The sequence below is a fragment of the Burkholderia sp. 10_S31 genome, assembly GCF_056930375.1.
The window spans coordinates 1,173,636-1,200,544 of the sequence record NZ_JBXOWK010000002.1 but is presented as its reverse complement, the minus strand read 5'-3'; the positions used below and the strand labels follow the sequence as shown (position 1 = coordinate 1,200,544).

The 26,909-nt window shown below is 65.1% G+C and carries 22 protein-coding genes; 7 read left to right on the top strand and 15 right to left on the bottom strand.

Translation table 11 applies throughout. The features are described 5' to 3' along the window. Nucleotides 1–237 precede the first annotated feature (237 nt). On the top strand, nt 238–675 hold the full coding sequence (locus tag AC1Z3W_RS19900) for an ATPase (protein ID WP_162840581.1): 438 nt from the start codon (nt 238–240) through the stop codon (nt 673–675). 150 nt (nt 676–825) lie between these two features. On the opposite strand, the gene AC1Z3W_RS19895 is transcribed toward AC1Z3W_RS19900, so the two are convergent. The 8 genes from AC1Z3W_RS19895 to AC1Z3W_RS19860 all read right to left on the bottom strand — a co-directional run bounded on the left by AC1Z3W_RS19895 (nt 826) and on the right by AC1Z3W_RS19860 (nt 11,478). After that, entirely contained in the window at nt 826–1,539 is a 714-nt protein-coding gene (locus AC1Z3W_RS19895) for a DUF429 domain-containing protein (RefSeq protein ID WP_483508309.1), read from the bottom strand. Between the two features lie 9 nt (nt 1,540–1,548). Next, entirely contained in the window at nt 1,549–2,073 is a 525-nt protein-coding gene (locus AC1Z3W_RS19890) for an HD domain-containing protein (protein WP_057930254.1), read from the bottom strand. Nucleotides 2,074–2,194: 121 nt separating this feature from the next. Next, complete coding sequence (locus tag AC1Z3W_RS19885) at nt 2,195–5,665, bottom strand: ATP-binding protein (RefSeq protein ID WP_483508308.1); 3,471 nt, start codon at nt 5,663–5,665, stop codon at nt 2,195–2,197. Nucleotides 5,666–5,668: 3 nt separating this feature from the next. Further along, nucleotides 5,669–6,919: a metallophosphoesterase family protein gene (locus AC1Z3W_RS19880; RefSeq protein ID WP_124834815.1), complete on the bottom strand. Its 1,251-nt coding sequence runs from the start codon at nt 6,917–6,919 to the stop codon at nt 5,669–5,671. Nucleotides 6,920–7,107: 188 nt separating this feature from the next. Further along, nucleotides 7,108–7,887, bottom strand: a complete 780-nt coding sequence (locus tag AC1Z3W_RS19875; RefSeq protein WP_483508307.1) for a hypothetical protein — start codon at nt 7,885–7,887, stop codon at nt 7,108–7,110. A 298-nt stretch (nt 7,888–8,185) separates the two neighbouring features. Further along, on the bottom strand, nt 8,186–8,725 hold the full coding sequence (locus AC1Z3W_RS19870) for a hypothetical protein (protein WP_483508306.1): 540 nt from the start codon (nt 8,723–8,725) through the stop codon (nt 8,186–8,188). A gap of 247 nt (nt 8,726–8,972) precedes the next feature. Continuing rightward, on the bottom strand, nt 8,973–9,395 hold the full coding sequence (locus AC1Z3W_RS19865) for a hypothetical protein (protein ID WP_057928726.1): 423 nt from the start codon (nt 9,393–9,395) through the stop codon (nt 8,973–8,975). Between the two features lie 94 nt (nt 9,396–9,489). Beyond that, the gene (locus AC1Z3W_RS19860) at nt 9,490–11,478 is read right to left on the bottom strand and encodes a gamma-glutamyltransferase family protein (RefSeq protein ID WP_483508305.1); all 1,989 of its coding nucleotides are present in this window, start codon (nt 11,476–11,478) and stop codon (nt 9,490–9,492) included. A 541-nt stretch (nt 11,479–12,019) separates the two neighbouring features. Between AC1Z3W_RS19860 and AC1Z3W_RS19855 the strand changes: the two genes are divergently transcribed. Continuing rightward, nucleotides 12,020–12,532 carry a DUF2165 family protein gene (locus AC1Z3W_RS19855; protein ID WP_483508303.1) on the top strand — a complete coding sequence of 171 codons (513 nt, stop codon included), beginning with the start codon at nt 12,020–12,022 and terminating at the stop codon, nt 12,530–12,532. Nucleotides 12,533–12,566: 34 nt separating this feature from the next. Here AC1Z3W_RS19855 and AC1Z3W_RS19850 read toward each other — a convergent pair whose 3' ends face one another. From AC1Z3W_RS19850 to AC1Z3W_RS19840, 3 genes are all read right to left on the bottom strand, one after another. Next, entirely contained in the window at nt 12,567–13,052 is a 486-nt protein-coding gene (locus AC1Z3W_RS19850) for an RES family NAD+ phosphorylase (RefSeq protein ID WP_057928729.1), read from the bottom strand. Next, entirely contained in the window at nt 13,049–13,504 is a 456-nt protein-coding gene (parS, locus tag AC1Z3W_RS19845) for a type II RES/Xre toxin-antitoxin system antitoxin (protein WP_124834812.1), read from the bottom strand. The genes AC1Z3W_RS19850 and parS overlap by 4 nt, the downstream gene beginning before the upstream one ends. 345 nt (nt 13,505–13,849) lie before the next feature. Continuing rightward, nucleotides 13,850–14,491, bottom strand: a complete 642-nt coding sequence (locus AC1Z3W_RS19840; protein ID WP_057928730.1) for an HD domain-containing protein — start codon at nt 14,489–14,491, stop codon at nt 13,850–13,852. A gap of 223 nt (nt 14,492–14,714) precedes the next feature. Between AC1Z3W_RS19840 and AC1Z3W_RS19835 the strand changes: the two genes are divergently transcribed. The 3 genes from AC1Z3W_RS19835 to AC1Z3W_RS19825 all read left to right on the top strand — a co-directional run bounded on the left by AC1Z3W_RS19835 (nt 14,715) and on the right by AC1Z3W_RS19825 (nt 17,466). Then, nucleotides 14,715–15,680, top strand: a complete 966-nt coding sequence (locus AC1Z3W_RS19835; RefSeq protein ID WP_124834810.1) for a GlxA family transcriptional regulator — start codon at nt 14,715–14,717, stop codon at nt 15,678–15,680. A 455-nt stretch (nt 15,681–16,135) separates the two neighbouring features. Further along, entirely contained in the window at nt 16,136–16,447 is a 312-nt protein-coding gene (locus tag AC1Z3W_RS19830) for a DUF4148 domain-containing protein (protein WP_057928732.1), read from the top strand. Between the two features lie 305 nt (nt 16,448–16,752). Next, complete coding sequence (locus AC1Z3W_RS19825; protein WP_057928733.1) at nt 16,753–17,466, top strand: dienelactone hydrolase family protein; 714 nt, start codon at nt 16,753–16,755, stop codon at nt 17,464–17,466. Nucleotides 17,467–17,563: 97 nt separating this feature from the next. Here the strand turns inward: AC1Z3W_RS19825 and AC1Z3W_RS19820 are convergent, their stop codons facing one another. The 3 genes from AC1Z3W_RS19820 to AC1Z3W_RS19810 form a co-directional block, all read right to left on the bottom strand. Next, entirely contained in the window at nt 17,564–18,535 is a 972-nt protein-coding gene (locus AC1Z3W_RS19820) for an aliphatic sulfonate ABC transporter substrate-binding protein (protein ID WP_483508302.1), read from the bottom strand. Nucleotides 18,536–18,862: 327 nt separating this feature from the next. After that, on the bottom strand, nt 18,863–19,804 hold the full coding sequence (locus AC1Z3W_RS19815; RefSeq protein WP_175826783.1) for a LysR family transcriptional regulator: 942 nt from the start codon (nt 19,802–19,804) through the stop codon (nt 18,863–18,865). Between the two features lie 237 nt (nt 19,805–20,041). After that, nucleotides 20,042–21,331: an adenylosuccinate synthase gene (locus AC1Z3W_RS19810; protein ID WP_483508301.1), complete on the bottom strand. Its 1,290-nt coding sequence runs from the start codon at nt 21,329–21,331 to the stop codon at nt 20,042–20,044. 140 nt (nt 21,332–21,471) lie between these two features. Here AC1Z3W_RS19810 and gcvA point away from each other — a divergent pair, with 140 nt between their 5' ends. Next, nucleotides 21,472–22,374: a transcriptional regulator GcvA gene (gcvA, locus tag AC1Z3W_RS19805; RefSeq protein ID WP_057928736.1), complete on the top strand. Its 903-nt coding sequence runs from the start codon at nt 21,472–21,474 to the stop codon at nt 22,372–22,374. A 335-nt stretch (nt 22,375–22,709) separates the two neighbouring features. Here the strand turns inward: gcvA and AC1Z3W_RS19800 are convergent, their stop codons facing one another. Continuing rightward, nucleotides 22,710–23,027: a hypothetical protein gene (locus tag AC1Z3W_RS19800; protein WP_057928737.1), complete on the bottom strand. Its 318-nt coding sequence runs from the start codon at nt 23,025–23,027 to the stop codon at nt 22,710–22,712. 2,533 nt (nt 23,028–25,560) lie between these two features. Between AC1Z3W_RS19800 and AC1Z3W_RS19795 the strand changes: the two genes are divergently transcribed. After that, nucleotides 25,561–26,877: a replication initiation protein gene (locus AC1Z3W_RS19795; RefSeq protein ID WP_057928738.1), complete on the top strand. Its 1,317-nt coding sequence runs from the start codon at nt 25,561–25,563 to the stop codon at nt 26,875–26,877. Nucleotides 26,878–26,909: the final 32 nt, after the last annotated feature.

Genomic DNA, 26,909 nt, shown 5'->3' with positions numbered 1-26,909 from the left:
AAATATTTTGAAAAAGCCCCCGTGCGCTGCCGCGCACGGGGGCTCGGCACACAGCGCTCTACCTACTGCAGCGCGAGGCGCTTGCGAAGGATCCAATACGCGTCCTTCTTTCCGCCTATATAGGAGGTCGACAGCTTCCCGTATTCACCTCACGCCAGTCACCAGGCGGCGGAACAAACGTAAGGGTACGTGCCGTCGAGTATCATGCCGCGATCGAACAACGCACTCATACCGACGATGGACAGCACCACTCAATCCGGCGACGCCGATCTTCGCGACGAATATGCGGCACTGCGCGAGCGCGCCGTCATGCTGGAAGAACAGGTTCCGCCGCTTTTGCAACGCATCTCGGATGTCCTGCCGCGCATCAGCGGCGAGTCCGAGCTGGCGGACGAGCATCGCGAACGGCTCGTCGGCGCGCGCAACGCGGCGATGGTCTCGATCGAAAACTATCAGCAGGCGATCCCGTTCCTGCAGACGGCCGATTCGATCATCGAGCAGCTCGACAAGACCCCCGAGCGCGACGAGGACATCGAGTGGCGCGAATCGCTACTGCAGCGACTCGACGAACTGATCGACGTCGCGGTCGTGATGATCGACGATGCGCACGCCTATTTCGAACAAGCGGATGCTTGCGATCTCTCGAGCGTGCCGAAGTCCATTCTCGAGGACTGAGCATCACGGCCGGGAAACGTACGGCGCAACGACTCCATATGTTGCGCACGCCACCGGCCTTGCACATGCCGACCGGCTGCCACTGCTCGACACCCCGACGTCGACAGACCGATACCCTCTCCCGAAAAAGCTCACCCTGTTGTCACGGGTTCACGGGCACCGGCCAGCCGCGGCCCCTGACGGGAGCGTATCGAGCACGATCGTCTCGCCGACGATCGGCACACGGATATACCCGCCCTCCGCATCGCCATACGCGTGCGCGTTTCCATCGATCACGTATTGCGCGGTCAGTGCACACAGCGTGGCATCGCGCGCGTCGACCGAGCGCAGAGCCGACACGTCGATTCCGAGTTGCGCCAGCAACTGCCGGCGCTGGTTGCGTTTCTGCTTCGCCGACGCGATCGCCTTGCCTAGCATCGCGCAGGTAATCGCGTACGGATAAGTCTCGAAGCTCACGCGCCCGCCGGCATACCGCGCGTCGGTGAGCAGCGGATAGGCATCCGCCAGCGCGCGATAGACGCGCTCGCCCATGAACATCCAGTCGAAGAAGCCCGACGTGCTCGCCACGGCCTGCTCGCGCGACGGCGTCGGAAAGCACGAGATCCGTTCACACGCGAGCGCCTGCTCGGCCGCGCGGCGCCCGCTTCCCGTCCACCACAGGCTCGGCGCATCGATGCCGACGGCCACCACGTCATGCTCGATACACAGCGAAGGCAGCACTTCGGGCGCGATCCGCGCCTCGCGGCAGACGATCGTCGAGCCGCGCAGGATCACGAGATCGCATTGCTTCCTGTCGCCGCCCACGTCGACGCCCGCCACCGCAGGCAATGATCGCGCGACGGATCGGGATCGGGCCGCCTGCATGGCTGCGCGTCAGTCCACCGGCCGCGCGTCGTACGCGGCATCGAAGATCCCTTCCAGGCCCGGATGCACGCCGCGCATCCGGTCGACGACCGACTTCGCCCAGTCGAAGTACGCCTGCTTGCGCTCGAGCGGCCAGTCCGCGGGCGGATGCCGCGCGATGTCGCGCAGGTTGCAGATCTTGTCGGCCAGCTTCACGAGCTTGGCGCGCCGGCTGATGCTCGCCGCATGCTCGACCTGCAGGCGCTTGCGTTCGTCCTTCGGCAGCGACTTGTCGTCGGTGACTTCCATCACGATGTCCGCGACGTCCTTGCCGAACAGCCGCAGCAGTTCCTGCTCGGTGGTCTCCGTGTCCTCGATCGTGTCGTGCAACACCGCCGCGACGATCACGCGCTCGTCCTCGATGCCGGCTTCATTGGCCAGCACATCCGCCAGCGCGATCGGATGGTTGATGTACGGCGACGCCTCGTCGTCCTTGCGCCGCTGATTGCGATGCTTGTCCGCCGCGAACGCGATGGCAGCTACCAGCTTGTTCATTGTTGACCCCTCGTGTGGCCTGACCTCGACCGGCAGAGCCGGTCGCGTGCGTTTCGGAACCGCACATACTACCTGTACGCGATGACCATTCCCATATATTGGAATATCGAGCCGCCTGGCGTCATGCGCCGGGCGCCTCGCGCTGCAGCGCGACCACGTTGACCTGCGCGCCGAACACGTCCCGCACGAGCGGCAGCAGGTGATCGTGATGCGTCAGGAACAGCACCTGGGTCCGCGTCGACAGATCGCGCAGCGCCTCGAGCCCCGCCTTCGCACGCGCATCGTCGAAGTTGATGAACAGATCGTCGGCAACGAACGGCAACCCGGTCCGGCTGGCGAGCTGCAGTTCGAGCGCCGCGATCCGCAACGCGAGGAACAGCTGATCGCGCGTCCCTTCGCTCAGGCCGACGACCTCGACCGACGTGCCCTTCGTGCGCCGGGCGTACAGCGCGGGCGGCGTCCGCTCGGTGTCGACGGTCAACCGCGCGAATTCGCCGAGCGTGAGCCCCGCGAAAATCTCGCCCGCCCGGCGCAGCATCGGCCCCTGCTTCTGGTCGCGATAGCGATCGGTCGCCCACTTCAGCAGACGGCTCGCGGTCGCCGCTTCCAGATACTGTTCCGCCGCGTCGCCCATCGCGGCCAGCGCTTCCTGCCGCTTCGCCTCGGCCACGGCCGCGTTCGCCTGGCCGTCGATCGCGCCGAATGCCTGTTGGGCGACGACCTGTTGCTGCGCGAGCGCGTTCAGGCGCTTGCCGACGTCGCCGAGCGACTGCTTCACCGCTTCGAGATGCGCGGGCACGTCGGCGATGTCCTGTTCCGCGACCTCGGCCTCGACGGCCACCTGGGACAACCCGTCGCCGTCACGCACCAGTGCCTCCTTCGCGGCATCGACGGCCTGCCGAAGCTGGCGCTGCCGATCCGATCGTTCGGCCAGCGGCAGCGCCGCATCGATCGACACGACGCCGGCCAGTTGCAGCAACGGCTGAATGCGCGCATCCGCACCCGCGACCGCGGCGGACGCATCAGCGACCTTGCCGTCGGCCTGCCGCAGCGCGTCGTCGGCGCGCCCGATCGCGCGCGCGGTTTCCCGCGCGGCCGCAACGCGCATCGTCAATCGGCGCGCCACGTCCAGCCAGTCGCCGCTCGCGAGCCATGCGGGCTCGAGCGCTTCGGCGAGCCGCCGTGCGCCGGCCTCGAGCGCAGCCAGCTCCGCACGGATCGCGGCCATCCGGTTGCGCGGCGCATCGGCGTCGGCCAGTTCGGCCGTCACTGCATTCGCGAGCCCGAGCGCCCCTTCCGCCGCAGCCAGCGTCACCGCATTCGCGGAGAGCTTCGCGTCGGCGAGCGCGTCGTGCCATTGCGCTTGCCACGCATCGTAGGCGGTCTGGGCCTGGCCGGCGCGTGAACGGGCGGTCGCGCATCCGCGTTCGGCTTCGCGCGCACGGTCCTCCAGGCTGTCCTTCTGCGCGAGCGTCTTCTCGGCCGATTGCACGAACGTCTCGGCGATCGCGATGAGTGCCGCCAGCCCGTCGGCGTCGCTGCCGCGCGATACCAGGCGCAGCGCCGAACGCAACGCGGCTTCCGCGTCGGCCCGCGCATCGCGGATCGTCGCGAATTCGCGGCGCTGGCGCTCAAGCTCGAGCTGCGCGGCAAACACCGTGTCGCGCTTCGCGAGCCAGTCGCCCATCGCCGCGAGCGGCATGCCGGGCAGGCCGACCGTCGTCGCCAGTTCCGACCATGCGTCGCGATGCGCGGCCAGCTCGCGCTCACGCTCGTCCACCGCCGCCTGCCGGCGCGTCAATACGGCGCGGGCGGATTCGACCTGCTGACGCAGCGATTGCAACGTCGCCGCCGCTTGCGTGGCGCCGAGCTGCGCATCGACGAGTTCGTCGGCGAGGCGAATCGCATCGTCGACGGCAGGCGCACCCGTTGCAAGATCGACCGCGCCGCTGCGAACGTCGCCCCACGCACCGTCGCGGCGTGCGCGCGCCGCCAGCACCTCGGCGGTCGTGACGACCTTGTGGGTCTCCGCGAAATGCTTCTCCTGCAGTTCGAGCCGCTCGTGTTCTTCCTGCGCGCCGTCCCGCGCATCGCGAGCGGCGACCGCAGCACTCGCGCGCTCGCTTGCTTCGTTGAGCAGCGCCCCGAGCCGCGCCGCCGACGGTACATCGAGCACACGCAGCGCGTCGACCGGCTTGCGCCACTGGCCGAGCGCATCGAGCGCGCCGGCAAGCGTGCGCTCCGCGGCGGCGATGTCGCGTTCGAGCGCCTGTTCGCGCTGGCCACTGCCGCGAAAACCCTGTGCCTCGGCAAGCGCCGCGCGAAGCACTTCCGGCACATCGACCGTCGACAGGCGCGCCAGTTGTTCCTGCGCCTGCGCGAGTTCCTGCATGCGCTCGTCGAGCGATTCGCGCGCACCGGCCAGCGCCTGATGCAGCGCGCCATGGTCACGCAACAGGTTCGCGATCGTTTTCAGCGACAGCGCGCTCGGCAGTGCCGCGCGCAGCGACGCCTCGTCGGTCGGCCAGCCGAGCTGCGCCGCAGCGGAACCGGCGGCGGACAGATGCCGCTCGACGTCCGCGCCCAGCAACAGCAGATCCTGCGCGTGATTCATGCATGCGCCGCGCAACCGGTCAAGCGCTTCGATGTCGCCTTCGAGCGCCAGCGCGTCGGCATCCGGATCGATCGCATCGCGCGCCTGCCGTTTCGCGAGCAGGTCCGCACGGCGCTCCTCGAGCACCTTCTGTTCGGCCGCGAGATCGCCTTGCGCTTTCAGCAGGTCCGCGTACGCGGTCGGCGGCAATTCGACGACAGCGCCCAGTTCGGCAAGGGCCGCTTCCTTGATCGTCAATTCCTTCAGGTACGGTGCCAGCCGCCGCACGCGCTCGAGCTTCGAGCGCAGCGCTTCGAGGCGACGCTGCTCCGCGCGCGCCTGCTCGATCTCCTGCTCGACCGCATCGCGCGCCTCCTTGCGATCAACCCAGTCGCGCGTACGTACCTGAACCGCCTTCAGTTCGCCGACCGCTTCGTTGAACGACGCTTCCGCCTGCGCGAATGCGCTGCCGCTGCGTCGCGGCGCCCACAGCTCGCCCGAGCGCGCGTCGAGTTCCTCGCGCACGGGCCCGAGCGTGCCGACGCCCGCCGCCGATTCGAACAGCACCTGACCGAGCTTGTCTGACGCGTCGAGAATGCTCCGGCCGCCGTCGACGAGCCGCCCGTGGTCGAGCCCGAACATCTGCTCGAAGAATTCGCGCGTCGCGCCGTCGAGGATGGCGTTCAGATAGTCGTCCGGCAGCTTGTCGTCGGCGGGCGTGCGCAGCGGGGTGCGCCCGCGGGCGCGATGAAATGCGAGCGCGCCGGTGCCGCTCTCCAGCACGCCGCCGATCCGCAGTTCGGGCGTTGCGTGCAGGAAATCGAGCGGCGTCTGCAGCTTCATCCCGAACAGCAGTTCCGACACGGCCGTCCGGATCGTCGACTTGCCGGCCTCGTTCGGCCCCACGATCACGTGGAAATCCTGGCCCGCCGACGGAAAGCGCAGCGTCTCGTCGGTGAACTTGCCGTACTTGATCAGATCGAGCTGGCTGATGCGCATCGCTTATTCCCCCCTCGCCAGCCGCGCGAGCAACGCGGGACCAACCTGCTCGACCAGCGCCGTGAGTTCGCCGGCGCGCGCCATCGTCAGCAGCGGCACTTCCTCCTTCACGTCGCTGCGCACCTTGCCGACGAACGGCTTCAGGTCGCGCTCGAGCAGCGCGAGGAAGTCCGGATCGTGCGCGGCATCGGCCAGTATCTGCTTCAGGTCCTCGAGCGCCTCGAGCTGCTCGCTCTCGCCTTGCGGTTGCTCGGGCGCGGATGTCGCGAGCCTGACCTTCTCCAGCCACAGCCGCTCGTTGCCGATGATGCCGATCTGGTTCAACACTTCCGCACGCAGTTGCGGCGCGCGGCCGAAAAAGAGGCCGTGCGCGGGCGTGCGCCCCGTGACCGTCACGCGCACCGCGCGCGGCACGTGACCATCGACGCTCAGCAGCGCCTCCAGCGACTGGCCGATCTTTCTCGACAGATCCGCGACCGTGAAGCAGTCGGACGCGTCGACCGACATGGCCTCCCACCGCAGCACGTCGAGGTACAGACGTTCGACGTGCGTGCGACCCGGCTCGACCGTCACGAGCACTGCGCCGCGACGGCCCGTCTCGCGGATATGGCGGCCCTGCAGGTTGCCGGGAAACACGACGGTCGACGGCCCCGACCATTGCTGGAACTCGTGCACGTGGCCGAGCGCCCAGTAGTCGTAGCCTTTCGCATGCAGTTCCGCCAGCGTGCACGGCGCATAGTTCGCATGCGCCGCATAGCCTTCGAGCGCGGTGTGCAGCACGCCGATGTTGTAGCAGCCCGGCACGGGGTCCGGATAACCGATCGCGAGATTGTCGACGACGGCCTTGTCCTTGAAGCTCTGCCCGTGCAGCGCCACGTCGAATTCCGGCAGCCTGTACGTTTCCGGCTTGCGGTGGCCGAACACGGTGACGTTGTCGGGCAGGGTCAGCTTCTTCGTCATCTCGCTTTCGGCATCGTGATTGCCGCCGAGCACGAATGCGCGAATGCCGGCCTTGCGCAGGCGGCCCATTTGCTGGCCGAAGAAAATGCCGGTGTTGTGGTCCTTCCAGTCGCCGTCGTACAGGTCGCCGGCGATCACGAGGAACGCAACCTCCTCTTCGATCGCACGATCCACGAGTTGCCGCAGTGCCTCGCGCGACGCATTGCGCAACTGCGCGGCAGGCGCGTCGGGATATGCGCTCAGGCCGTGCAACGGGCTGTCAAGATGAATGTCTGCCGCGTGGATGAACTTCACGAAGATTCCTCGGTTTCATGACGAAGGGGCGATGTGGCCGGTCGCGATCCGGAGCGCCGCCGGGTGCATCGTCGCGACGCGGCGCTCGCACGAACCGATGATGCCGCCCGTCGCGGGTCGCGATGGTACCTGAAAGCGGGCGCCGCGAATGCACATGGCCTGGCGCCCGCCATGTTCGCCCAGGCGTGTCACTCGCCGCGCGGCACGGGCGGCGGTGCAAAACCGTCGTCGTTGCCCGGGAACGGATTCGCATTGCGACGCAGCGCCTCCTCGTCACTCTCCTTCTGCGCGAACAGCGCGACGCCGACCACACCGACGTTCGCCGTATCGCCGTACTTCGAATTCGCGACGTAGCTGTCGGGCACCGATGCGAAGCGGAACGCGGCGACTTCGTCGCGACTCTTGCGGAAGCCCTCGATCGTCAGCGTGCGGCCCGGATACAGCACATAGCCGCCATTCGTATAGCTGCCTGGCCGCCCCGACAGCACGTCGAGCCCGTCGACCGACGACACGACCTCGAACGTACGGCGCCCCTGGTTACGCAGCACGATCATATAGCGCGCCCCTTCGACGCCTGCCATGTGCCAGCGGCCGTTGCTGCGCGCGAGCCGCAGCGGCACACCTTTCTCGTCCGTGAACGACAGCGCGATGTCGCCATTCGCAAGCGCGACGCGCGTCGGCAACCGGCGAATCCGCGACGCGGGCGGATGCCCGGGCAGCGCATCGTTGTAGTAGACCGACGCGAGATCCGTCTGCGTCGCCGGGTCCGCGCGTTCGAAATCGACGTTGCGGGTTTCGGAACGCACCGACTCGCCCCATGCGGTGCCAAGCCCACGGCGTTCGCCGGCTTCCCGGCTGGTCGACGAAGCGGCCGGCGCCGCCGTGCTCGCGGACGGCGCAGGCGGTGACGCGCATGCCGCGAGCCACAGCACGCAAGCGAGCGCGAGAAGACGGAACAGGATGGTCATGATCGTGATGCGTCGGAATGTTATCGGACCACGCCGGGCGAGCCGGAGCGGCACTTTGGTATCGTCTGTCGTCATGATGCCGATCGGACATGCTGGCCTGGACTGGTGCCGCCATGTGGGCGGCCCGGCGACCGGGAGCACCGCTATTTAAGCATGGCGGACAGGCAATGGGCAGAGGGTGCGCGGGCGGCCTGTTTCGGTCCGAGGCACACGCATCCGGTCACGATGCGCGGAGCGTCAATAAAAAAAAGCCCGGCCCGCATCGCAGCGGGCCGGGCTTTCGCGGGAAGCGTATCGCTTAGAGCGCGCCGCCTTGTGTCGACGCCGATCCCTTCACGCCGACCGATGCGCCGCCTTGGACCGAGTTCGTCGCACCCTCGAGCGCTTCGCCGGCCTCCGCCTTCGCGCCGCCGGCGACATCGCCCGCCGTCGACACCGCGCCTTGCGCGTGGCTCTTCGCCGAGCGCGCGACGTGCTTCACGTGCGACTTCGTCGCGTGCACGGCCGATGCTGCCGCATCCTTTGCCGAACCGGCAGCCGAGCCGACTGCCTGCGTCGCGCCACCGACCGCGTTACCGGCTGCCGAGCCAACGCCGCCGACCGTCTTGCCGACGCCGTGCAGCGCACCGCCGACGAGGTTGCCTGCGCCCGAACCCGAGCCCGCGGCATTCGCGTCCGCGCCGGCCTGCACGCCCACGCCACCGCCGAGCAACGGCGTCTGGACTTGCGCGCCGACGCCTGCGGAACCCTCTGCGCCCGTCTGCGCCGTTTGTGCGAAAGCAGCCGATGCGATCGCCGTCAGCGCGGCACCAAGCAGAATCGTGCGAATCTTGTTCATGGTCATTCTCCCCAAAGACGTTGTTGCTGCGGGCCGCGTTCGTGCGGCTTGTCGCATGCCTCGCCGCGACGTGCGGCAGGTGGAGCTAATGTAGCGGCGCCGACGTCCAAAACCATCGAATTGCGGGGACTGTTACTTCCGTTGCAAATGCTGACGATTGACTCACACTGTTTGACAATGATCGCGGCCGGCTCGTGATTGGGGTCGCCCGATGGCATGCATCGGCGGCCCCGGCACAACGCGTCGGCTAGCAGGGAAACCGACCGTTTCTGTAGGCCTCCCAAAGAACGTGGGTCGGCCAACCGTCGATGCGGCCCGACAAACAGCTTCTCGCGATCAGCTCGATGTCGTCGGACACGCACGCCGCGACGCCCGCATTCCCCGATGCCCGGAATGCGAGCCTGAACGCTTTTTCCCTGAGCGCATCCACCGCCGGCTTGCCGAGCGCGGCACCCGGATCGCCGTCGACTTCATCGAACGCCGTCATCCAGCATGCGTCGAACGGCTCCGCGTCGCGACTGGCCAGCGCGCAATCGCAATCGAGGTCGCCGAGGAAATCGAAAAATCCCGGCCCCGACAGGATTGCGTCCATTTCAAGCAGATGCGCGTTCGTCACGGCGGCCCCTTGCCACGATGCGTGGCCGTTCTGTTCATCGATCGTGGCCGCCATGCGCCGCTTCACGTTCCGCACCGGCGACGCGCAACCGCGTATCCGCCGCTACCGGCAGACCGGAGTTGCACGCCATCCCTCCGATACCGCCCGCTTACGGCCTGAACGTATCGCCGAGCACGACGCCTTCGCGACGCGGATCGGTACCGCCCTGCAGCGCGGGCGACTGTCCGACCGTCACGCGCATCACGGAGTTGACGCCGCTCGCCTGCGCCGACGTCGATACCTTGTGCCCGAGCGCGGCGAGGCCCGCGATCAGCGGATCGTTCGCACCGTTGTTCGACGCGTCGACGTTCGGATGCTCGCCGCCGATGTTCGTCGTTGGGCTGTTGCTCGCGCCGAAGTCGACGAGGCCCGCGGACTGCTGCGCATCGAGCCCCCAGTCGAGCGCGCCGACGAGCGTCTTCACCACGTATTGCGGAATCGTACCGCCACCCGGCGAACCGGTAGCCATCACGAAATCGCCGCGCGAGCCGTCCGCGGCCTTGCCGAACACGATCGTCGGCGCCATCGAGCTGCGCGGCCGCTTGCCCGGCTGCACGCGGTTCGCCACCGGATTGCCGGCACTGTCGAGCGGGTTCGCCGAGAAATCGGTCAGCTGGTTGTTCAGCAGGAAGCCGTTGGTCATGTGGAACGAGCCCATGCTCGACTCGACGGTCGTCGTCGCGCTCAGCACGCTGCCGTCGCCATCGACAATCGTGAACTGGTTCGTGCCGTGTTCGATCAGCGTCGTGTCGACGCCGAGCGGCACGGCACCGAGATTGCCGGGCTGCGCGGTGCCCATGCTGCGGCTCGCATCGATCAATGCGGCACGCGACTGCAGGTACGGCTTGTTCAGCAGCGTGTCCCACGTGCCGCCCGGCAGCGGCACGAAATCCGTATCGGCCACGTACTTGTCGCGATCGGCATACGCGAGACGCTCGGCTTCGGTGATCAGGTGCACGCCGGCGACGGTCGGCTTGCCGCCTTCGAGATCGATTGCAGTCGGCTTCAGCGGCTTCAGGTCGAAGTTCTCGAGAATGCCGAGCGCCGACGCGACCGCGATACCGCCCGACGACGGTGGCGGCATCCCGCATACCCAGTAGCTGCGATAGGTCGTGCACACGGGTTCGCGACGCTTCGCCTGGTACGCGGCCAGGTCGGCGACGGTCGTCTTGCCCGGCGTGATCGTCGAGCCGTCGGCGCCCTGCGTCGTCGCGATCTTCGCGACGATATCCTGCGCGATCTGCCCCGTGTACAGCGCGTTCGCGCCGGACTGCGCCATCAGCGTCAGCGTGTGCGCATAAGCCGGGTTCTTCAACACGGTGCCGAGCGTTTTCGGCGTGCCGTCCGTATTCAGGAAATACGCGGCAGCTTCGGGATCGCGCTTCAGGTTCGCGGCGTTCGACGCGATCGCATCGGCCAGGCGGCCACCGATCGGGAAGCCGTTGGTCGCGAGCGTGATCGCATCGCCGAACAGCCCCTGCCACGGCAGCTTGCCGTGATCCTGCTGCAGCGCCTCGATGAGCCTCGGTACGCCGATCGTGCCGATCGAACGGCCGCTTGCGCGCGCGCTCGGTTGCGGTGCCGACTGGTCGTTCCGGTCGTCGACGTAGCGCAGGTAGTTCTCCGTTGCCGCGGCCGGTGCCGTTTCCCGTCCGTCGTACGCCTGCAGCGTCTTGCCGCGCGCATCGTAATAGAGCAGCACGCCGCCCGAGCCGAGGCCGGTCGCCTCGGGCACCGTCAGGCCGAGCACGGCCTGCACGGCGACTGCCGCATCGGCGGCCGTGCCGCCCCGCTTCAGTACCGCGCAACCGGCCGCGCTTGCATACGCGTTCGAGGTCGCCACGAGATACGTCTTCGCGTAGACGGGCTTCATGCCGGTGCGATAGCCGGACGATGCCTCCGGCAGCGACGGATCGCCCGGCTGGTTCGAGCCCACGACGACCGTCGAGCCGCTGTTGTCGATCGCGAGGCAGCTCGCATCCGATACGGGCGGCGAAGTGGCACCTGCGTTGTTTTCGATATCGCCACCGCCGCACGCCGTCATCAGGACGGCCGCGATCAATGCGGACGCGTACGGGAAAATCGCTGTTCTGTTCATTATCTCTCGGGATTCTTGTAGATCGTTGCGATGTTCGTCATGCTGCCCGCGCTCCCTCGGCGGGCGGGCAACGCAATCCATAGTCCCACGAACGGATTTTTTTGCGCAACAAGGAATTGATGCAATGTGGCCGGCGGTTGTGTGCGCAACGTCACTGACCCGGTTCGCGATCGCGCCATCTCGACGCGCCATTTCCGGTAAGACGAGCGATTTCAGGCCATGCGACCGGCGCCCTTCGGCGTGTCGGGACGCGCTCGCAGTCCGATTCGGCGACACAGAACACAGGGGCTTGCTTGACGGCACGGGCGGTTACGCCGACAATCGCCGCACCCTCCTGGCGCGGGCACTCGATCCAGCCGGCACGCGCGTCTCCTCGGCGCCGCACCGGCTTCAGGTCTTCCAGTCCCGATCTCCGCGCCGCCGTGCTCGCGCACGCAAGCCTTCCGGCCCATCCGGAAACACTTTCGCAGGTATCGCCCCGAACGCCGGTTCGGCACCGCACGCTCGCGCATGCGCCTGCCCGTTCATTTTGGAGTCCAATATGATGATTCGTCTTTCCAAGGCGGCCATGGTGATCGCCATGGCATGCTTCGCATCGCTCGTCGCATTCGGCAACCTGACCGACTACGCGACGAATTTTGCGTTCGTGCATCACGTGTTCCTGATGGACACGACCTTTCCCGGCAACGGCATCATGTATCGCGCGATCATGACACCATGGATCCACCATGCCGGCTACCTCTCGATCATCGCGATGGAAACGCTGACAGCCGTTCTGTGCTGGATCGGCGGCATCCGGTTGCTGCGCGCACGGCTCGCGGACGACGCGGCGTTCCGCGCGGCCAAGTCGTGCGCGATCGCGGGGCTCACGCTCGGCTTCCTCACGTGGCAGGTCGGATTCATGTCGGTCGGGGGCGAATGGTTCGGCATGTGGATGTCGAAACAGTGGAACGGGGTGCCGGACGCGTTTCGCTTCTTCATCACGCTGCTGCTCGTGCTCGTCTATCTGACGATGCAAAACGACGGGATCGACGAGAACGACGAGATGCGCTGATCGGCTTCGGGCACGCGACGACGCGCGACAAGCCTTATGCTTGTTCGCTCTTGTTCGACTGGATCAGCCGCAGAATCCGGCTGTCGTACGGTGACTGCATGACTTCCGCGATGCGGATGTCCGATGCGGCCGGGTGCAGCGGATTCAGCAGGAAGTTGTGCGCGTGCGGCACGACGACGCTCGGCACGCGCAGCAGTGCGCTCGGCTGCGTGTGCAGCCACTCGGTGCCGGCGCTGCGGGTCCAGTCGACGTTCTCTCGCCAGTCGGCCGGCGCATCGCCTTCCGCGATTTCGGCAACGTCCACCGATTCAGGCACCTCGACGCGCAGCAACTGGTATCCGCTCGGCAATTGCGCAACGGTGGCGATTTCGAAATGCACGAGCGTCTCGAGCAGCGCGAGCGCCGGATGCTCGGCGAGGTAGACGACGGGCTGCCCGGCGAAATGCCAGCGCCCGCCGGCCCGCAATCCGCCGATGCCTTTCAGGTCCGCGTAATTGCTGATCCGCCACAGCGTCGTCAAGCGAAGTACCCCTCGTCGATCTGCGTGAGGGCCTCTTCGACGAGGCGCGCGCCATGCTCGGTGCTCGACATGTCGAGCGACGTGCGGCCGCCGAAGCGCTGGAGCCCGTTACGCAGCCACGCCATCGCCTTGTCCTGGTCGCCGAACGTGGCCGTCGCCTGCGCGACGATACGCGCCAGCCGGATCGCCTTGTCGGACTCCTCCGGCGACAGGCGCTCATGCGCCTGACGACGATGGCTCAACGTGCGCCGCGGAATGATGAACGCGAGTTCGTCCGACTTCAGGCCGCGCTCCGACAGCCGATCGATCACCGCGACATCGACACGCGCGCTCGCCAGCTCGGCGAGATCGGCGCTCGAGCGCACGCGAATCGCGAGCAGTTGCTCGAGTATCGTGAATTCGGCCTGACGCGGGTGCGCGACGCCCGAAGGGTGGAACGCGATCGTGCTCATGACTCTTCTCCGGCAATTTGCCCAACCATTATAGGCGTTTTGCCAAAAATGAGCGAAGGCGGTCTTCAGCGGATCGATGACGCGCCGTTACGGGTGTCAGCGAGCCGGGTTTTCCGCGCGCCTGCCCGTCCCGGGCCGCGCAACGCGTTGGCGGGGATAGCGCGAATCGACGATTCGCTCCCTGGAACGGGGGCAGCGGAATTCAGCAGATGAACTTGCTCGCCGGCGTCATGCAGTTGTCACGTAACAATTTTTCTAATAAATAACGACCGGCAGGTCGCGTGCGCCTGGTTGGGGCGTCTCGCGCGACACCCAGGATGCCTTCCCCCCGGGCGTCGACATCAATCAGCCGGCCCACGCCGACGATCGGATCACGCTGCAGAAGTTGCCTGCATGGAAATGCGGATCCTTGTCGGCCAGCACATCGGCCTTCACGTTCCCGAACGTCGTTTCCGGCTTGTGCCGGATGCCGTCGTAGAACGCCTGGATGATGTCTTCCTTGAAATGCCGCGTGCGCGGATGTGCGCGGACGACGGCTTCCCGCTCGACGTCGCTGTACTCCGGATACGTAAGACCCAGCACGTCCATCTCGACACCCGCGGTAACGAGCGCGACGACCGGATGCATGTGCTGCGCAATGCCGGGCGTGGTGTGCAGCGCGATCGCGGTCCACACGACGTCGATGTCCTGCTGCGAAATGCCCTTGCTCTTCAGGAAATCGCGTGCGGCATTGGCGCCGTCCACTTCGAATCGTTCGCACGCGCTGCTGTGCCGATGCGTGAGCCCCATGTCATGAAACATGCAGCCGCAATAGAGCAGTTCGGGATCGTAGTCGAGCCCGCGGCGCTGCCCCGCAAGCGCGCCAAAGTAGTAGACGCGGCTGGAATGATGAAACAGCAGCTCCGACTCGGTATCCCGGACGAGTTCGGTGATCTCGCGAGCGAGTTGGCTATCGGGAAGGGTGATGCCGGCGACATTCACAGTCATGATCGACCTCCGTTGAAGACAGACCCATTCTCCGGAGACCGATATTTGGCATCAATCGACGTATTACGCCAAATTCTGCCATTTCACTCGATCGACGGCCATCGCCGCCGGAACCATCGAATCGTGTCCGCGAAATGCGCGGATGCCCTGCTCGCCGCATCGCACTGCGCGTCTATACTGCTACGCGTCACGTTCGACACATCGACACAACACGCAACCGAACATGCCGAAGGTCGTGGGTATTTTCGCGGTACCGGGCGTACAACTGCTCGACGTCTCCGCGCCGCTCGACGTATTCGCCCAGGCCAACGCCGAATGCGGCAAACCGTTCTACGTGCTGCGGATCATCGCGAGCGAGTCCGGCCCGATCCGTACGTCATCGGGCGCGCAATTGCTGGCGGACTGGATCGCTCCCGACATTCCCGATCGCCTCGACACGCTGCTCGTCGCCGGTGCGCCGGGTGCCGGCCGCATTGCGCTGCCGACCGACGTTCTCGCGTGGCTGCGCTCGGCCGCCGTGCAAAGCAAACGGTACGGCTCGATCTGCACCGGCGCGTTCGTCCTCGCGGCAACCGGCCTGCTGAAAGGACGACGCCTGACGACGCACTGGGCCGCCGCGGACGCGCTCGCCGACGCGTATCCATCACTCACGGTCGAAGCGGATGCGCTGTACGTACGCGACGGCAAGCTGCGCACGGGGGCGGGCGTCACGGCCGGCCTCGATCTCGCGCTCGCGCTGGTCGAGGAAGATCTCGGCCGGGACATCGCGCGGCGCGTCGCCGCGCAACTGGTCATGTTCTTCAAGCGGCCAGGCGGACAACTCCAGTTCAGCCGCAGCGGCGAGGCACGGCCGACCGGGCGCTCCGTGCTGCAGGAAGTCCAGCGCTGGATCGCCGGCCATCCGGAACTCGAACACTCGGTGGCAGAACTCGCGAAGCACGCGGGCATGAGCCCGCGGCACTTCGCACGGCTCTTTCGCGCGGAGGTCGGCATGACGCCAGCCGCGTGGGTCGAAGCGACCCGTGTTTCAGCAGCGCGTCAGTTGCTCGAAGACGGACATGACACGCCGAAACAGGTCGCCGCAAAATGCGGCTTCGCGAATGTCGATACGCTCAGACGGTCGTTCGTCCGGCATGTCGGGATCACGCCTGCCGAATACCGGAAACGACAGGCGGTCGTCGAGGAGTGACGCGATACGCGCGACGATGCGGCGTGGAAATTACGTCGATGCGTGAAGATACGGCAGGTCCGAATGGCAAAGCGATGGGGCGAACGCATTCCCGTGCCCGCCGTCAATGCTTCGGTATCCGATTCAATTGATCCTTCTACCGGTCAAGGCAGGCGTGCGGTCGCAATACGCCACTGTCTCGGGTCACACCGGCCCGTGATTCAACGCCGGCATGCCACGCGCATCGCCCAATCCCCCGACGACCGAGCGCCGCCAATCCCCCGCCCCATGACTGCACTCCGGCACACCATCAAATATCATCAGACAAAACACCATTTTTCCCGTGGATCGTTTACCCAGCTGCAATAATGATTCGCTGGAACGCCTATTTCCGACCGGTAACGCGATCGTTACGATGCAATCAACCGCTGAACGCAACGAGCGAAGCGCGAAATCTACGAAAACCGGAGGTCACCATGAAGTCGTTCATCTACGCAGTCGCCGCTGCCACCGCCCTGTCCGCATCCTTTGGCGCATTCGCCCAGTCGAACCCGTCGGGCGAACTGACGCGCGCCCAAGTCCGCGCGGAACTCGTCCAGCTCGAGCAGGCCGGTTACAAGCCGGAAGTGTCCGACGCCCACTACCCGAACGCGCTGCAGACCGCGCAGGCACGCGTGACGAACAGCGACGCAACGGGTTACGGCGCGCAGGCCGCCGCCGGCGTGCGTGCCGGCCGCGCGATCGCGGTCAAGCAGGACACTCGCGACTCGATCTATTTCGGTCAGTAAGACGGACGCACGCGGCGCGTACCTCGATACGCGCACAGCCGACGCAACACCCCGCTCCCGTTCATCGGGGCGGGGTGTTGCGTTTTCGGTGCATCGGACATGCGCGGTGCGAAGCGCGATCGATGCGCGAGCGCGGATCGGGCGCCGCGCCGCTCACGCAGACGGCCGGCGTTTGCGCATAGAATGGCCGCGTGGTCGGCGCCGGCCGAAGCGAACGCGAGCGAAACCTCGAGTCACCGGACATACCGCATTCGCTGGCCGACCCGATGCCGCACTCATCGCATTTTTCGAAAAGGAGCGGTTTCATGTCTCAAACATCCGGTTCCATGATCACGTTTCGCCGCCCTGACGGCCAGGAACTGCAGGGCTACCTCGCCACGCCGGAAAAGACCGAGGGTGCACCCGCGGTCGTCGTCATCCAGGAGTGGTGGGGCCTGAATGACCAGATCCGCGGCGTCGCCGATCGCCTCGCGCGCTGCGGCTACTTCGCGCTCGTGCCCGACCTGTATCGCGGCAAGTCGACGGTCGAGGAGGAAGAAGCGCATCACCTGATGACCGGCCTCGATTTCGGCGACGCCGCATCGCAGGACATTCCCGGCGCAGTGCAATACCTGAAGACGCGCGCGTCGCGCGTGGCGGTCACCGGCTTCTGCATGGGCGGCGCACTCACGCTGCTGTCGCTGCAGTTCGCCGATGCGGATGCCGGCGTCACGTGGTACGGCTTCCCTCCGCTCGACTACCTCGATCCGTCCAAGCTCAAGGTGCCGCTGATGGGGCACTGGGGTACGCAGGATGCGTTCTTCGCGATCGACCAGGTCGATGCGCTGGAGAAGAAGCTGACCGATGCGAAGGTCGACGTCGAATTCCACCGCTATCTTGCGCATCACGCGTTCGCGAACGAAACGGCCGTCGGCCCCGGCCGCATCGGCGGCACGCAATACGATCCGGTGTGGTCGCAGATCGCATGGGATCGCACGCTCACGTTCTTCGGGCGCACGCTCTGGGACAAGCAGCAGTAATACCGCAGCGGCACCGCCGCTGCCATGCAGCGATGCACGTAAAGCGAAACGCCACGGACCTGCATCCGTGGCGTTGTCGTTTGCGGGTACGAATCCGTTACGCGAGCGCCGGCGGCGCCGCCTGGCTGACGTCGACGCGTTTCGGCAGGATGCCCGCCTGATGGAACACGTCCGCGATGCGCTGCTGGTACGCGAGCGTCTCGCGCGTCACGGGTTCGACGCCGAAGCGCGCACGCCGGAATGCGAGCGCCACGGCGGGCTCTGGAATACCCCACAGTTTCGAGAACTCGGCCGCCCCCTGCGCGCGATTCGCATCGAGCCATCGCTGGACCGTCGTCAGCTCGGACACGGCCACGCCCAGCACGTCGGCATTGCGCTGCGCATAGGTGCGCGACGCGAAGTAGTAACTGCGATTCTCGACGAGCCCCGTGCCATCCGCGACGATGCGTGCGCCCAAAGCCTGCTGGACGACGGCAAGAAACGGATCCCAGATGATCCACGCGTCGACCGAACGGTTCTCGAACGCGGCACGCGCGTCGGACGGTGACAGCCAGACCGGCTTCACGTCCGCATAGTCGAGCTTCGCGGCCTGCAGCAAGCGGACCAGCAGGAAGTGCGTGTTGGATCCCTTCACCAGCGCGATGCGCTTGCCGCGCAGATCCGCGAAGACCCTGACCGGCGAATCCTTCGCAACGACCACGGCCTCGGTCGCGGGTCCTGCCGGCGTCTGCGCATAATAGACGAGCGGCGCACCCGCCGCGAGCGCGAAGATCGGCGGCGCCTCGCCGACATCGCCGAAGTCGATCGACCCCGCGTTGAGCGCCTCGAGCTGCGGCGGCCCCGACGGGAACTCGGTCCATGTCACGTTCACGCCGAGCGGCGCGAGCTTGCCCTGCAGCGTGCCTCGCGCCTTCAGCAGGCTGAGCGGCCCTTTCTGGTAGCCGATGCGCAACGTGCGTGCGCCGGCCGCGTCGGCGAGCGCGAAGCGCGGCCGGGCGGCAGCGCCCGCCGCGAGCACCAGACCGGCCTGGATGAGCCGGCGGCGGGATCTGGATAGTCGGTCTGCCATGGTGTCCTGTGTTCGATGGGAAGGAAGCGGAGGAGCGGGTTGCGCGTATCCGGTCGCGACATGGAAACTGTCGCGTGGAGGCGCGAGCGCGAGTCGAATCGATTCTAGGGGGTCGACGCTTCGCACCGAACCAACGATGTCCGATATCGAAAGCAGGCGTTTTCATAAAGACAGGCATCGAGCGATGCAACCGATTGGAAACGTCGCGCCGAATCGCCTTCGTCATCCATTTCGGTATGCGAATTATTTGACACGAACCAACGTCGATTCATGGATGACGTAACGTGTACCGCGTCATGCGACCCGGCACACGTCGTCCACCTTCGCTCAGGACTCGCAGGAACCGCGCAGCGCCGCCTCGTCGGCGGCCAGCATTTCGGGCACGCATTCCCGCAGGAAATCGACGAACGTCCGGATCTTCGCGTCGAGGTACTGGCGCGACGCATACAGCGTGTAGACCGTCAGTTTCTGCAACCGATACTCGGGCAATACGCGAACGAGCGCACCACTCGCCAGTGCGGGCACGGCGGTCGACATCGGCAGGGAGCCGATTCCCAGACCGGCGCGCAGCGCGGCACCGAGCGCGTCGGCGATGTTGACCTGGAAATCCGGCAGCGGCAGTTCGAACGTCTCGCGACCGTCCGGGCCGTCAAGATGCCAGCGATCGCGCGGAAATATCGGCGTGACGATCTGCAGGCACGAATGCGCTTCGAGATCGCGCACGGTGCGCGGCGTGCCGCGCTCCTTCAGGTACGCGGGCGACGCGCACAGCACGCTGTGCACATCGCCGAGCCGCTGCGACACCAGCCCCGAATCGGGAAGCTCTGCCGCACTCAGCTGCAGCGACACGTCGTAGCCTTCGTCGATGATGTCGGGCACGTGCTGTGACAGCGTGATCTCGACCGCCACCGACGGGTAGCGCTGCCGGTATCGCACGACCGCAGGCACCAGGTAGGCCTGACCGAAGCTGGTCGTCGCGTGCACATGCAGCCGGCCCGACGGCTTCGCCTGCGCGTCGGCCGCCTCGGCTTCCGCTTCGTCGATATAGCCGAGGATACGCTGGCATCGGTCGAGATAGCGCTGTCCGGCATCGGTCAATGCGATGCGGCGCGTGCTCCGGTTGAGCAGACGCGTGCGCAGGTGCGTTTCGAGTTGCGCAACCGAACGCGATGCGTAGGCGGTGGTGATGTCCAGGCGCTGGGCCGCGCTCGTGAAGCTGCCCTCCTCCGCCACCCGGACGAAAATGCGCATCATCTGTAACGTGTCCATCGACATGTCCCCGGGATTGAAATCGCTTTGCAGCGGCGCCCGCCCCGGCACGGCCCGGTCTGGCGCGAATGGTGCGGAACAGTACCGCAGCGATGCACGCGTGTCCAGTTTGCCGCGGGCCGCAGCTGCGAACCCTCGTTCACGCGACCACCCATGCCCAGGGACGACCGGCACCGGATCGGCGCCGGCCGCACGGCGGCGACCTGCCGGGCACGCATTGCGCGTGCCGCGTCGCGCTCAGTCCCGGTCGAAGGGGTTGCTCAGCACGATCGTGTCGTCGCGCTCGGCGCCGGTCGTGATCATCGACACGGGCACGCCCGCGACGGCCTCGACGCGCGCAATGAAATCCTGCGCGGCACGCGGCAACGCCGCGCGCTCGCGCACGCCCTTCACGGTGCCGTCCCACCCGGCGAACGTTTCGTAGACGGGCGTCGCACGCGCCTGCGCATCGAGGCTCGCGGGCAGATGGCCGACGCGTGCACCGTCGAGTTCGTAGCCGACACACAGCTCGATCGACGCGAAGCCGTCGAGCACGTCGAGCTTGGTGAGCGCGAGCGAATCGATCCCCGAGATCCGCACGGCCTGCCGCAACTGCGCGGCATCCAGCCATCCGCAGCGGCGCGGCCGGCCGGTGTTGACGCCGAACTCCTGCCCGCGCGCGCGCAGCGTTTCGCCGGTGGCGTCGGTCAGTTCGGTGAGGAACGGACCGCCGCCGACACGCGTCGCGTACGCCTTGGTCACGCCCAGCACGTGGCCGAGTTTCGACGCGCCGAGACCCGTGCCGGCCGCCGCGGCCGATGCAACGGTGCCCGAGGACGTCACGAACGGATACGTGCCCCAGTCGATGTCGAGCATCACGGCCTGCGAGCCCTCGAACAGGATGCGCTCGCCGCGGTCGGTCGCGTCGTTGAGGTCGGCCCACACGGGACTCACGAACGGCAGGATCTTCGGCGCGATGTCAACCAGCATTGCCAGCATCGCGTCGCGCGAACATGGCTCGAGCCCCAGCCCGCGAAACCATGCATTATGGTGATCGACCAGCACGTCGAGCTTGTCGGCAAGCCGGCCCGGTTCCGCCAGATCGGCGACCCGCAGCCCGCGGCGCCCGACCTTGTCCTCGTAGGCGGGCCCGATCCCGCGCAACGTGGTGCCGATGGGTTCGCGACGCAGACGCTCCTGCGCCTGGTCGATCGCCCGATGAATCGGCAGGACCAGCGTGGCGTTCTCCGCGATCGACAGGTTGTCCGGCGTCACCGACAGTCCGAGCTCGGCCATCCGCCCGATCTCGGCGAGCAGCGCCTCCGGATCGAGCGCCACGCCGTTGCCGATCACGCCGCGCTTGCCGCGCACGATGCCGCTCGGCAGCAGCGCGAGCTTGTACGTCTTGTCGCCGACGACGAGCGTATGGCCCGCGTTGTGGCCACCGTTGTAGCGGGCGACGAGATCGGCCTGCGCAGCCAGCCAGTCCACGACGCGCCCCTTGCCCTCGTCGCCCCATTGGGCGCCCACCACCACCACGTTCGGCATGCTCCATACTCCATGTGAGAAATCCAGACACATATTCCGGCCGTATCGGCCGTTTGTGTGCCATATTGGCTGAGCAAGACCGCCCGATCAAACGATTAAACCTAAGCATTCGCGTGAGTAAAATTCACGCGAAACAACGCATGGCCCGACGACTCCCTCCATTGAATTCGCTACGCGCGTTCGAAGCCGCGGCCCGGCTCGGCAGTTTCACGCTCGCCGCCGACGAGCTGTGCGTGACGCATGGTGCGATCAGCCGGCATGTGCAGCAACTGGAGGCATGGCTCGGTCGGCCGCTGTTCGAACGGCACAACCGGAGGGTCGAGCTGACCGAGACGGGGCGCGCATACCTCGCCGAGGTCGGCGCATCGTTCGACCGCATCGCGCTCGCCACCGCGCAGCATTTCGGCCAGGGGCAACAGCGCGTGCTGCGCGTCAGCGCGCCCGCGACGTTTTCGCTGCGCTGGCTCGTGCCGAAGCTGTCGTCGTTCCAGGTTGCCCATCCGGCCATCGAGGTGCGACTGTCGACGTCGAACGAGCCGATCGAAAAGTTGCGCGACAAGGTCGACCTGATCATCCGCGGCGGCCCACAGGCAATCGACGGGTACGTTGCGGAGGAATTCCTGTCCGAAGTCCGGTTGCCCGTATGCGCGCCGAAGCTGCTCGAGGGCCGGCCGTTGCGCACACCGGCCGATCTCGCCGGCTTCACACTGTTGCATGCGGCGACTTATCCCGGCATGTGGCCCGAATGGCTCGCCGCGGCCGGCCACGCGAGCCTGGTGCCGCGGCACTCGCTCACGCTTGAGCATTTCTATCTGACGCTGCAAGGCGCGCTCGACGGCCTCGGTGTCGCGATGGGGCCGATCGCGCTCGTCGCGGACGACATTGCCGAAGGCCGGCTGGTGCAGCCGTTCAGCGAACCGGCACTGCCGCCGTGGCGCTATTTCACTTACGTGGCAGCCGCGCGCGCGGGGGACGAAGCCGTGCGGGCATTCAAGGACTGGCTGAAAGCAACGGGTAACGCGGCAGCAGACGCACGGCGCTGACTATGGCGGCTGCAGCCGGTCAACTGGTGCGGGTTTCGAGTATCGTTGCGCCGGCCCGTGTTGCTCGAGCACGAACGTTTATCGTCTCGCGATTCATCCGACGACATTCATATTCCATAGGAATCCTATGAGATAGAGCATGACGGATGCCGGATTCTTTCACGAATCCGCAGGAAGGTTCAATGAATGTCGCCGTGCACATCCAACAAACAAAGGATGTCGAATAAATCAACACGTATGCGATGCGTGCATGGTGCCCGGATGCGCATCGTGTTTACGCGGCACAAACGACAAAGCCCCCGGATGAAGCCGGGGGGCTTTGTCGCGGAGGACGCTTATTGGCTTGCGCCAGCGGCTTCGCCCGCCTTCTTCTGCGCGTTCTGCAGGTTCTGCGGATAGTTCGGATCGTTGGCCGCCGGCTTGTAACCGGCGTCTTCGAGTTTCTTCAGCTCGGCGGTGTTCTTCGCGCGCGCTGCCTTGTGTTCGGCTTTGCGTTTTGCTCGCGCTGCCTTGCGTGCTTCACGCTTCGCAGCCTTCGCATCCTGGGCGGCCGGTGCGCTGGCGTCGGTCTGCGCGAACACCGGAGCTGCCGAGCCGAAGAGGAAAGCGGCTGCCGTAGCAGCCAGCGTGAGTTTTCTGATCTGGATTCGCATCGCTGAACTCTCTTTTCTGATTGGTCACGGAGTGAAAGTACATCGAGATACCGCCCCTGCCCCTGGTCGGTCTTCATGTTCCGATCAGGGCTTTTGCATCATAACCGCGTTGTGAAAAACGTGGCGTCATCGTGAGCACATTCGTGGGGATACATGTATGGGATACGTCGTGCCGTGATGTGTACTCGATGCTCATCCGGTCCCGGTGTCGCCGGATTGCAACGATGCATCGCGCGACGATCACGCGGCGTGCATGATCGCGGCAACCGTGTGACGAACCGGATTCTTGCGTCAATACGATGCTGGTTGCAGATGGAGATGAGATCCGTTTCGGTATGTCGTGCACTCGCATGACGCCGACTGTTTCACCCGTGGAATCCGCCGCTCGCGCAACGTGATCTTCGCTTCATGAACGGGATCACCGACGGAATCGCAGACCGGTGTCCCAGGTTGTGATTCGCGGCTGCGCGAACGGCAGTTCATCCCATAAACGACCACGATTCATTCTGTGCCGAGTCCGGCGCGATCCCTGCACGTCCACACGATGCGGCGCGAACGATCGGGTAACCGCTCGCTGCATGCATGGCTACCTGTTCGGCACGTTTCGTTACCACTTGTGGGATTGACGTTCGCAGACACAGACATCATCGCCGCACATGGTGAACGCTTCGATCGGCATTCGCTCACGATTGCATGCAAGCGTCGCACGATGCGCTTGTATGTGCGAATGCGCGAGGTCCGTTATCGCACCGGCGTCGCAAAGAGTCTTGCGCCTGTGAGACGAGGATGCCGGCACGTGCGGTGGCTATGCATATGCGTCACAGCTTTTCCATCGGTTGGGGGCATGTGGTGCGGCGGCGTCACGCACGCGGTTTGCCAATCCGAAGAGCATCTTGTCGGTGAGCCTTTACAGGACTCAGCGCCTTTCGACGGTGAGGATGTTCGGGATCCAAGCACGGTTCCGACGAGGGTGAGCTTCGTTGACGGTGCCCCCTCACGTTCGGGGCAATCCTGGAGTTGTCGCGATTGGGCCGCCCCCGGCCGTGCCTCGCCGATCGCGACACAGTACCGATTCCGATACCTGTCCAAAGGTAGAAAACCGTGAGGTCGAATAACCGGAGCGACGCCTGGTAATTTCGTCCGTGCACAGGGCCGCGATTGAAAAAGTGCCGGACAGACCGACATGCGATAGCCGAAGACTTATCCACGGAAGCCCTGGCACAGATGCCAAAAAATCCGCTTGCGGGCGGATCTCGATGATTTCCCACTGTTGTGAGGGAAGCCGGCGATATATGCGGGCAGCGAGCAGCGCCCATCGCTTGCGGGTAATCCTGGACGGAAGGTGGGCCTCAGTGGACATTTTTTGGTCCCATAGGCGGGTACCTATCTCCTCAAAGCGGATGTTTTCTCCCATAAGTTTCTACGTTTGAGTACTTGTGAGTAGGTACTCACCTCCTCGGAGAGCCTTATCAGGCTTGGGGAGGCTTGCAGAATAAGGACAAATCTCGAGACTTCCACAGGTCGAGGAACCGGATTGCTGTGCCTATCGAGCGCTGCAGACGTGCTTTGGTAGCGGTTTATGGGGGTTGTTTTTCTGCACAGACACACGTGTGTTTACATCTTTGGTAAACGACGTTTACTTCTTTAACTACTTTTAGAGGGCTCACAGCCTTGTCTGGTAAGGGTTTGACAGGTGTTCGGTACCCATTTATGGGGGCACAGGCGGAAGAGTATGGGGTTTCAGGTCTGTGGATTTGGGGAATTGGGTACCGTGTTGTGGGAAACCCGGGGTGTGGATATGGGGCACGCGTAGTCTGTTATGGGATTTCAGACCAAAAACGCTTCAGGTAGTCCTCTATGGGGAAATCTATTGGTAGCCATTTATGGTGCGCTCTTGCGGATCCGTCCGGGGCGCCCAGCACAGCATTTCATGTCGGGTTGCCGGTTATGGGATGGATTTCAGGTAGTCGTTTATGGGTGCCTGCACAGACCAGATGATCTCATATTGATCTGCCCTCGAAGAGTGGAGTCCCATAAACAGGATCGGGGTGGAGGAAAGGTTGCCTTCTGTGGGGGAATCTGAAGGTAGTCGTTTATGGTGGTTCTTTTCGTTTGCCGGGTACGTATGAAGACAAAACGGCAAGGCTGCGGATTTCGACAGGTACCCATCCATGGGGAGCGTTGAAGGTAGCCTGTTATGGGAGCATGCGGATCGTGTTGCAGGGCATCACGAATCAGGTTCGCAAAATCCCGTTCCGGTCGATTGTTTCCCATGAATGGGTACCTTCTGTAGGGCAAGTCTCGTGCCGGTTCTTCGTTGCGAACCGCTCAGGTAGCAGGATTTGGGAGCTATTTTTGGCCGAAAGGTATATGGATATGGGGCATTGCACAGTCGCGAAAACAAGGAATTTCCCTTTTGTGACGAGAGGTTAGCGGCGATATCGAATGTAATGCTTTAGAAAGAGGCGTTGCTCGTGGGACCGAAAAGGTATAAAGTCCGCCATCAACACGGTCACCTTCTCCGGACATCACGATGCCGCGTAAGCCCGCAATCAAAGGCTCCGACAAGCAGGTTTCGCTATTTCAGACGCCCGAGCCTCCCGATCTGCTGCGCAAGGCGGTCCAGGCCATTCATATCGCTCCGAAGTCCGGAAAGATCGGCCTGCAGCAGCGCAAGATGTTCAGCTCGCTGATCAAGAACGCCCTTCGTCAGGAAGCGTTCGAGCCCGGCCGGACGAGCTTCTCGATCTCGATCGCGGCGCTCTCGCACGAGAGCGGGTTGAACAGCAACAATACGAAGTACGTGAAGGATACGGTCAACTCGCTGATCAGTACTGTCGTCAACTGGGACTACCTTGCCGCAGACCGCTCGACGGTGTGGAAGGCGTCCGGCCTCCTCGCCGGGGCCGAGCTCGAGCAATCGGTGCTGAAGTACAGCTTCTCCGACCAGATTCGCAGCGAGCTGCTCAATCCGGAGATCTACGCACTTATCGATATGCGGATCGCGCGCGAGTTTCGGCGCTCGCACTCGCTCGCCCTTTGGGAAAATACGGTGCGCTACGAGGGGATCGGCATCACGGCGAAGATTCCGCTGCCGAAATTTCGCGATCTCATTCTCGGTCAGGACAAGGCATCTCAGTCGTACAAGGAGTACAAGCTCTTCAAGAGCAAGGTCCTGGTGCCGTGTATTCAGGAGGTAAACGAAGTTTCCGACCACACGCTCGAGCTGATCGAGCACAAGTCAGGTCGCAGCGTGGAGGCCGTGCAGTTCAAGGTGACGCGCAAGCAAAGCGCGGATATGGTCGAGGAAGGCGACGTCAAGAACGAAGCGCTTGTCGACGAAGTCGCCAAGTTCGGCATCCCGCGTTCGGAAGCACGCCGGTTGATCACGCAGTACGGCGTGCAGCGCATCAAGGCGGCGATCGCCTATACGCTCAATCGGACTACGAAGAAGAACGCGGCGCCGGTCGACAACGTGGCCGCATATTTCCGCAAGGCGCTGACGCACGGCTATACGCTGGCCGAGGGGCAGGGGACCGAAACGGCCGCGCCGGCGAAGGAATCCGCGCAGAGCAAGCAGGAACAGATTCGCGACAAATATCTGGCCGCGAAGGTCGACGAAGCGGGTGCGTATTTCCGCGAGCTGGAGATCGACGACCAGACCAAGCTGATCGAGCGCTACAACGAGACGGTGGCCGGTTCGAAGGATCTCACGCTGTCGCCGAAGAAGAAGGCGAGCAAGCTGGCGCAAACCAGTTTCTTCCGGTGGCTGGCGCTCGATACCTGGGGCGAACCGACCTCGGACGACTTGCTGGAATTCCTGCTGAAAAGCAGTCTCGCGACCAACTGATCAAGGCCTCGCAGCCGGGCATGCGTCGTGCA